The organism is Rhodopseudomonas sp. AAP120, assembly GCF_001295845.1.
Lineage (GTDB): Bacteria > Pseudomonadota > Alphaproteobacteria > Rhizobiales > Xanthobacteraceae > Rhodopseudomonas.
This window is the reverse complement of record NZ_LJIC01000197.1, coordinates 1-8,514: the sequence shown is the minus strand read 5'-3', so window position 1 is coordinate 8,514 and position 8,514 is coordinate 1. Positions and strand designations below refer to the sequence as shown.

The 8,514-nt window shown below is 63.1% G+C and carries 5 protein-coding genes; 1 reads left to right on the top strand and 4 read right to left on the bottom strand.

What is annotated here, in order from left to right; all coding sequences use genetic code 11:
* The first annotated feature begins 458 nt into the window (after nucleotides 1-458).
* On the top strand, nucleotides 459-1,391 hold the full coding sequence (locus IP86_RS25850) for a recombinase family protein (RefSeq protein ID WP_054165313.1): 933 nt from the start codon (nucleotides 459-461) through the stop codon (nucleotides 1,389-1,391).
* Between the two features lie 44 nt (nucleotides 1,392-1,435).
* On the opposite strand, the gene IP86_RS25845 is transcribed toward IP86_RS25850, so the two are convergent.
* The 4 genes from IP86_RS25845 to IP86_RS25830 all read right to left on the bottom strand — a co-directional run bounded on the left by IP86_RS25845 (nucleotide 1,436) and on the right by IP86_RS25830 (nucleotide 8,375).
* Nucleotides 1,436-4,573, bottom strand: coding sequence for a P-loop NTPase (locus tag IP86_RS25845; RefSeq protein ID WP_082364262.1), 3,138 nt, complete (start codon nucleotides 4,571-4,573; stop codon nucleotides 1,436-1,438).
* Between the two features lie 69 nt (nucleotides 4,574-4,642).
* A complete protein-coding gene (locus IP86_RS25840; RefSeq protein WP_054165311.1) occupies nucleotides 4,643-5,821 on the bottom strand; it encodes a TniQ family protein in 1,179 nt (392 codons plus the stop codon).
* Nucleotides 5,818-6,735 carry a TniB family NTP-binding protein gene (locus IP86_RS25835; RefSeq protein WP_197279987.1) on the bottom strand — a complete coding sequence of 306 codons (918 nt, stop codon included), beginning with the start codon at nucleotides 6,733-6,735 and terminating at the stop codon, nucleotides 5,818-5,820. The genes IP86_RS25840 and IP86_RS25835 overlap by 4 nt, the downstream gene beginning before the upstream one ends.
* Entirely contained in the window at nucleotides 6,732-8,375 is a 1,644-nt protein-coding gene (locus tag IP86_RS25830; protein ID WP_054165309.1) for a TnsB C-terminal domain-containing protein, read from the bottom strand. The genes IP86_RS25835 and IP86_RS25830 overlap by 4 nt, the downstream gene beginning before the upstream one ends.
* Between the last annotated feature and the right edge of the window lie 139 nt (nucleotides 8,376-8,514).

The window sequence follows — 8,514 nt, the reverse complement described above, 5'->3', positions numbered from 1 at the left end:
ACGTCCGATAATCTTGCATTATCGGACGTTTTCGGCGATATATAGCGAAATGAGCCTGTCACTCGGCTGAGATGGCTGGAATCGCCCGGAAACCCGTCGTTTTTCGCCTCCCCTCTTCCCGGATCGGTGGATTCCTCGCCCTGATTGAGCGGACCGCTCCGCCTGGATCGATGGACCGCCCGCGTTACCGAAGCAGTAAAGGCCACCACGGCCGGAAAATCAGCCTCACGACGCCCGGCAGGCGTCGTGCCAGCCTCTAAAACCCCTGAAATCGCCTGTTCTCCTCACAGAGCCCCATAGGCGGCCGTTTTGGCTCCTTTTGGTGCCGAGGCCCATCTACGGTGCCCGATCGGCCTCCACGGCCTTCTGGCGAGGTCGATAAAACGCGTCTGCAAAGGTTCGTTTGCTCAAATCTGTATTGATTGTACAAAGGCCCTATAATCGCCCCTGGAAGCACCATGGCCCGCCCCGCCTTCTCCCCTCCCCGGCCGGCTCGCCGCCTGATCGGCTATGCCCGGGTCTCGACCGACGAGCAGGCGACCGATGCCCAGGTCGACGAGCTGCGCGCGGCCGGCTGCCAGATCATCCACCAGGAGCACGGCTCCGGGGCCTCGCGGGCCCGGCCGGTGCTGGCCAAGCTGATGCGCGAGATCCGCGCCGGCGACGTCCTGGTGGTGGTGCGGCTCGACCGCCTCGCCCGCTCGGTCAGCCACCTACTCGTGGTGATCGAGGAGCTGGAGGAACGTCAGGCCCACTTCCGCTCGCTGCGCGACCCGATCGACACCTCGACGCCGCAGGGCATGTTCTCGCTGCAGGTGCTCGGGGCCGTCGCCCAGCTTGAGCGTGCTCTGATCGCCGAACGCACCAAGGCCGGCATGCGAGCGGCCAAGGCGCGGGGCAAGATCGCCGGCAATCCCGGCCTGCGCGAGCGTCGGCCGGAAGCCATCCGCGCCGCCTCGGCGGCACGTCAGCGTGTCTATGTGGGCGATCTGATCGCCTCGGCCTCGGTCTGGCTGCCGATCGTGCGGCGCCTGCGTCCGCAGCACAGCTGGGACGACGTGGTGCGGGTACTAAACAATCGCGGCCAGAGCTGGACCATCGAAAAGCTGCGGCGCGCCGTGCATCGACTCGTGCAGGAGAGGATGGCGGAGGCGGAGCTGCTTCGGCGCTCACCGCGGCGCCCGCCCGAGGATCGGCTGATGACGCTCGTCGCCGGCATCGCCATCGCCGACCCGGATCTCAGCTTGCGCGACATCGCCGCCCAGCTTGAGCGGATGCGCGAGCGGACGCCGCGTGGCGGGCGGCAATGGGCGGCCTCCTCGGTCAAGTCCCTGTTGGACCAAGCGCTCCGGCTGGGGCTCGTGGTGCCACAGCCGCGCGATGATGCCTGAGATTGTGCGGGGTCCGCTACGCAGCAACGAGGAAACGAAAATCGTTAGGCGCCGGCGCTCATGGCAACGCGGCCCGGTTTCATGTCGGTGGCAATAGGACCCGATCTGGTGAACTGAATCAGGAAGTTCATCTCTGACCCGACCGTGAGATTGAGCCAATCATCGGGAGACGCCTGGTCCTGCCGACCATAGATGTCCTTCGGGTAGGCTGATGATCTCACGAAGAGATAATTCAACTCCTGCTTTCTCACGATACCGCTATATCGGCCGAGGAGTTTCGAAATGGGAGAGTCCCGCCGGGGAATTGCCGACCTCCAATCGGCTGGCGCCCGTTTATCCACCTCGGCAAAAATCTCCGCAGCCTCGGCGGCCGATCCTATCAGGAACAGAAACTGTGCATGGAGGTGCCGGGAGTCGAAATTGTGATCACCCTTGCTGTAGCTGCGGGCCAGATGCCCCCCGATTAGATTGCGATCGCCCCCGCCGGCGAGAAGAAATTTGGCCATTTCGAGGTGCAGTTGCTTATCGTCCGGGAGCCGCTCCAAAGCTGTCGTGTAGATACTTTCTGCCTTATCCTTCTTCCCTCGTGCGACATAGGCATTCGCGAGTCTAATGGCCACACCGGAACCCCTGGCGCCGAGCGCAAAGGCACGTTCTAATGCCCTAAGAGCCTTCTCCGGTCGTTCGAGCACCTCATGGAGTCGTGCCTCGACTTGCTCAACGTCGGAGCTGTCGGGAGCGAGCTGATGTGCCCGTGCTAGTAGATCCTCGGCAGATTTCACTTGGGTGGCAAAGTAAGCAACATCGTGCTCTTTGCTGTCCTCAGCGAGACCGTCACCTAACGTCTCGATTTCGTCGATGATAAGCTTACAGCGACTGGTTACTGCCAGTGGGTCTTTCGAGGAACTCATCTCGTCGAGACGCTCGCGCGCCTGCCGCCGAAACTGCTCCTTGAGCACGATCGAGCGCTCTGCATTGGCGCGGTGTCGGGCGACCTCAGCCTGTGTGTGAATGATGGAGCCCGATCTCGGGGAAAGCTCACGAGCACGGCGGGCAAGATCTTCAGCTTCTATAAGCGATCCATGCTTGTGGTGCATTTCAAAGATCGCCCAGTGCTGAAGAATATGCGCATTCTCCGGGACAGCGGTGACCGCAGCCCGATAAAGCGCCCGGCCAGCCTCGACGCTCGACAGGTCCTCGCTCAGCTTGCGCCCGCGTACGATGTCTTGGAGCACTTGGCTGTCGGTTGAATAGCCAGGATCCAGACCGTTAATGATGCGGGTGAGTTGAGCGACCTTCTCCTCGTCCGTTGGGCAAGCTCCCCTGAACACGAACTGCGCAACGCGCGAGTGGCGCGCGCGATACTGGAAATCGCCGGTGTAAGGGTCACGCAACGTCATCACGACATTCTGCAAAGGGTCGAAGAAATCACGCTGGTAGTCTTCGAATCGGATACCGGAGATGCGCGAGATCGTTCCAGCACGGACTGGCACGGCGAACTGATTCATGGTTGCAATGTCTAAGTAGAGGCGCTGCGCCTGCCCTGGAACGATGCGCTGATATTCCTCTAAAACGATCTCCTCGAACCGCTTGCCTTGGGTCGCCTCATGCAGGGCCACAAGCAGTTGGCGCTCGGCTCGCTGTTGGAAGGCCTCAACCTGCTCGGCTCTCGTCATCGTGGCCAAGAGCCCAAGAGACTGATGGCGGGTGAGAAGATCCAGGAGGCGCTCGATCTCCCCCATGGACAAGTTTGCGACGCGCAGCTCAATCGGTGCAAAGGGCTTCAGGGGGTCAGCATAGACATTCCAGTCGGTATCGCGCTCGGCAGCGATCACGGTCAGCGGCATCTTGCGAGATTTCGCGAGTCGGAGGACGGCGGCAACACGATCAGCATGGAGGGCGACACGATCGACGAAAAGGAAAATCCGGCGTCCAGTTAGTTCGTGCAACTCGACCAGACGCTCGCCTATAAGCGCCCCGCCCGGCTCGAACCAAAGCGCCAGCGCGCCACAAATGGTGGCCGCATCCCATGCCGCACGCTTAAGGGCGATGGTCTTTCCAGCTCCACCCGGCCCGCGTAGCAGAAAAAAGCGCAGGTCCGTGGAATCGGGCTTTTCGTCCGTAACGGCCTTAAGCACGAGATCGCCAGTCAGACGTCGCTCGACATCGAGCCGCTGCACGATCGCGCCCCAGCCAGTGTCAAAGCCTTCGTAGAACTTCCTGGCATCCTGGGGCGGGTGCGGCAGATCCTGGTGCAGAAAGGTGAAGTCCCGCTCCAGTGCAGCCTTAAGCTGCGGTGTCTCAAAGGAATTGATCCGATAGAGCTTGCGGATCGGCAGCTCCTTCACATCGGCCGTTACCGCAAGCGAGCGAAACAGTGGGTCAACCGCTCTATCAAGCGCTTCCATGAATTCACCGAAGCGGGCGTTGATGACGGTGACGTTCATGCTCGACCAGTAGGTGATCTCGGGCTCCGGGAGGTTTGGAACGACGAGATAGTATCGAGGTCGAGTACCTAGTCCGACGAAGCGATGAACGAGCTTGCGAATGTGTCCATCCGCCATCCTGTAACCACAGAAAACGATTGGGCTCTCTCGAGCACGGTCTTCCAGACGACCGAAGAGGCGGGTGCGTCCATTGGCGTAGCGGTCATAATGCTCGTGGGAGAGAATTGGCGGCAGCGCCGGATCGTGTAGCTGATCGAGGCATCCGTGAAGCTTCAGAAATTCCACACCGCGAGTCGCGGCCTGCATCCGCTCCTCGACCGGCTCGGTATCCCGAACGAATGTGACAAGGTTCTGCACACGATTAGGCGTCGCCGCATAACCCCGCTCAACGAGCAGGTCGTAGTTGGTGGTAGCGATCGTCCGCCAGCGAAACGTTGGTAGGAGCTTGTGGGCGTCCGATGGCTCGTAGCTCGCCAAAAGGGTACGCAGATATTCGAAGACGACGCCGTTCCCATGTGCTTGCAAAGCCATTTCCGCAACGGACATCAGGTCGTAGCCGCCCATCTCGGTGCCGAAGAACTGCTTTGCTAAGGATGCCCGGAGAGAGTCGCCGGAGGGAGCTCCTGCCTCCATAGACGCGCCAGCCCCCAAAAACATGATCACCCGCTGCTGCTGCATCGAAGCAACCAGGGCGTCGGGAATACCGACGGAATTGCGCGAACGTCTTGCAGCCATTGTCGCAGGCCTCAGCACTTTGAATGTTGCCAGCCGTCGCCTTTTCTCGGCATGAGTCGGCCCTTTCGATTAGGGGACCATGCAGAGCGCATCTTTTGCAAGGCAAGGTTGCCGGTATCCCGACCCTCTTGGTAATAGTGCACGTTCGGCCAACACCTGCTCAATAAGGGAGTTGAGCGTCCGACGCTGCGTGCGCGAATCCTGCCCCTGTACGGCACGCCATTCCGCACTGGCCAGGATAGATTGGGCGAGCGTCAGATAGTCCGAATCCGATCGGCCGAGGGTCTTCGCGCGCGAAGAAACCGCCATCGGCACGGACCGCTCTTTGACCTGCCGGGGCGGCTCCTCGGTCCAAGCCACCATCTGGTCGAGAGAGAAGGACAGGTGACCCAGCCTCATCGAGGAGCTGCCAAGGTCCAGCAACGCTGCGACGCCCAGCAGCGTCACCATGCGCCAGCCGATCGGCGCCGTTGCCAGCGGCTCGGCGGGATCGACCCGCGCCTGTGCCGTCGGTGTCAGACGAAGATCCGGCACAACATCTGCCACGAACGGTGTGCGACGGCCGGTGCGCGGGCGCGGCGGATTCCATAGCAGCCGGGCGACATGGAGCATCCGATCCCGAACCGCAGACTGATCGTTGATCGCTGCCGCCACCAGCGTCGATACGGCGGCAAATAGGTCCGCGGAACCGCCGCGCCGCTCCTGGGGCATCGTTCGGGCGATGCTACCGCATCGGACACAGGCCAGCCGAGCTGCCGCCTCATGAACAACGAAGCGAGAACCGGAGCTGTCGAGACAGTGAGGACAGGCTTCGTCGAGAACGCGATGATGGCGCTCGCAGACCACAGTCTCGACCAGGGCCCAAGTCCGGCGGATATGATGGTCACGGCAAGCGGCGGCATCATCATCAAGACAGGCCAAGCAGACCGGCCGCCGGAAAGCGCCGGCCACTCTCCCCTCCCCCCAGACATACCAGCTGCGCGACCGTGGCCGCGAGGAGAGCGCGAGGGCCCGCACGCGCTCTTCCGGAAGACGGCACGACGCCGCCCACGCCTGCACCATCGCGGCCGAGGGTGCGAAGTCCCGCTCGGTGAATCCGGCACAGCGGTCGTCCCGGAGGACGCCAAGCCACCTGGAAAGGTCGTCGGGGATGAAGTTATAGCGGCATGCGACGCGACCTTGCCAAGACGACAGCAGCTCATCGCCTTCCGGGCGGGGCGCAAGCGGGAGCTCGCGCCGTATGGTCATCTGCCGGCCCGCGGCTGAAGGCGCGCCTCGACCTTGCGCGTCATCGCGACGAGCGGCAGCACCAATTCCTCGGTCTGGAAGCTGTCCATGGTGATGCATTCGGCGCCGGAGCGGATCGCCTCGACCGCAACCGTCTCGATCAGGCGGAAGATCCGCACCGTGACGCCATCGGTGAGATCGAGCACGCGCGAACGGATCGCCGGCGCCGCCAGGTTCGAGGGCCGGCGCAGCGGCAGTATCGTCGCCAGGCTCGCCAACAACTGCGCGAGGCGGGCGTCATTCTTCCAGTGCCGCAGGTGGAGGGCCTCGAATCGCTCTGCCAGCTGCGGATCGGTCAACAGCGCCTGGCGCGCGAGGTCCGTCCCCGCGCAAACCAGAGGAATCCTGAGATCGTTAGCCAGAAACCGGATGGCGTTCAGAAAAATCCGCTGTTGCCGGAAGCTTCCGGCGAGCATGGCGTGGATCTCATCGATGATCAGCATGCGGGCGCCCATGCTGCGCAGCAGCCGGCGGCAGACCTCCTTCTGCCGGTGGGTCGCCCCGTCTGCAGGCCCGGGCGCCCCGAGCGCCGTGAGCAGCTCGCTGTAGATGTCCCGTTCGATCGGCTCGGCCGGCATCTGCATAGCGACGACCGGCATGGAGGTCACGCCCGTGCCCTGGTCGAAACTGGCGGGATGGTCGCGCAGGAACTTGCGGATGATCTTGGTCTTGCCCATGCCGGTGTCGCCATAGATCAGCAGGCACGGCATGCGGTCGCGTGGCGGATATACCAGAAGGTCCTCGAGACGTCCGAGCGCGGCCCGTGCCTGATCGAGGTCGAGCCACCGATCCGCTCGGATCCAGGCGATCCGCTCCGCATCCGTCAGAGTGGCCTGGTGGCGGTATGCCGGCAGAAGATGGGCGTAGTCGGTCATGACCATTCCTCGACCGCAAGAACGGACAGCGTCTCCGGCTCTTCCTTCGGGCCAGGCGTGACGCCCTCCGCCGCGGCGCCCTGATCTGCGGCGCTGAGCGATCTCGTCCGCCGCGCGACCTGACGGCGTGCGGATTTCGTGATCGATGCAGAGGTCTCCAGAAGCTCGCGCTGGGCCTCGACCGTGTCGAAGATCAGTTGCTCGTCGGTGAGCCGCACACCGCGCTGCCGCAAGGCCGCCTGGGCCAGCCGATGCTCGCCGAGCGTGATGCGGGGGCGACGCAGATCGGCATACCGGATCGGCCAATGGGCGCCGTCGGGGCCCTCGACGAACACGCAGGACAGGTCGCGGGGATCGTATTTGACCCGCAGCTGTCGGTCGAGCCGGCCTGCCCAGGGGCTCAGAACGTCATCCCAGTAGCGCAGGCCGAAGATGTGCACGCCATCCCGACGGATGCTGCGCTCCTCGAACGGCAGGAAGTCGTAGAAGAACTGCTGATCATCATGCGGGTGCCGGAACGGCGCGCGGCGACGATCGAGAGCCTCCCGCCAGGCGGCATTCGGAGGCATATGCAGGCTGCTGTGGACCTCGTTGTGGTAGCGGCCAACGATTTCGAGCGTCAGCCAGCGTTCGAGCTCCTCGATCGTCATGACGGCGTGACGCTCGGGATCGTAGTCGCCGCGCTCTGCAGTTGAACTGAACGTGGTACCGGGGAGCATATGGACCGCTCCCATCATGGTGCCGATCAGCCGCTCGATGTGGCCGCCATAGTGCGGAGTTGCCACCGGCCGGTGGACCAGCGAGATGCCGTACTCGGCAGCTCCACGGGCCAGCGCCCGGGCGCGGAACTCGCGCGCATTGTCAACGTGGATGATGTCCGGCAGGCCCGACACAGGCCAATCGAGCTCGATGCCGCGCGCCAGGAGCCACTCCGCCTTCGGCATCACCGCATGATGTATGGCTAGGGCGACCGATGCCGACGAGGGCGCCTCGAGGCTCAGATAAAAGCCCACCACGATGCGGCTTGCCACGTCGATCGCGAGCGTCAGCCATGGCCGCTGGATCGGCAGGCGGTAGATCGTGTCCACCACGAAGAGATCGACGCGCGTGTGATCGATCTGGACGATCTGCAGCGCGTGATCGGCACGGTATTCCTCCGGAACCGGTCTGAGCCGATCTCTGGCGGCCTTGTTGCCTTCACGCTGGCGAACAAGCTTGAAGCGATCGATCTGCTCGACACGGGCTCGAACGGCTTTCCAGGACGGAATGTCCAGCCCGCGTTCACGACAAAGATGCCGGATGTGGTCATGAAGCGTGCTGACGGACGCCTTTTGCCGGGTGAGATACTTGTCGCGGATCGCCTCCTCGATGGCCGCCTCGACCTCGACGGCGAGGCGCCGGGCTCCTTTCTTTGGGCCAGGCCGCGCCGCAGCGAGCGAACTCGTCACCGGCGTGTTGCGGTATTGTTCGATCAGCGCGTAAAGCCGGCTCCGGCGCAATCCGAGGATACGGCACGCCGTCGCCACGTCGACAGGCGACAATTGTCCTGCGTTGATCAGTGGCTGGATGACCGCCTCTCGGGCGACCGCGACCTGCCATCTGGCGTCATCGATCGCGTGCTTGTCTTGGTCGCGCGGCACGTGTCGACCTCCGCACTCGCCTTGATCCAGTGATCAGGGCTAAGATTCCAACGAACAAGGCTGAATCCACCGAATTAGGGTGAGCCGAACATGTTAAAAATCAATCAAATGGAATCCGGGGAAAAAAGCAGTGCGACAG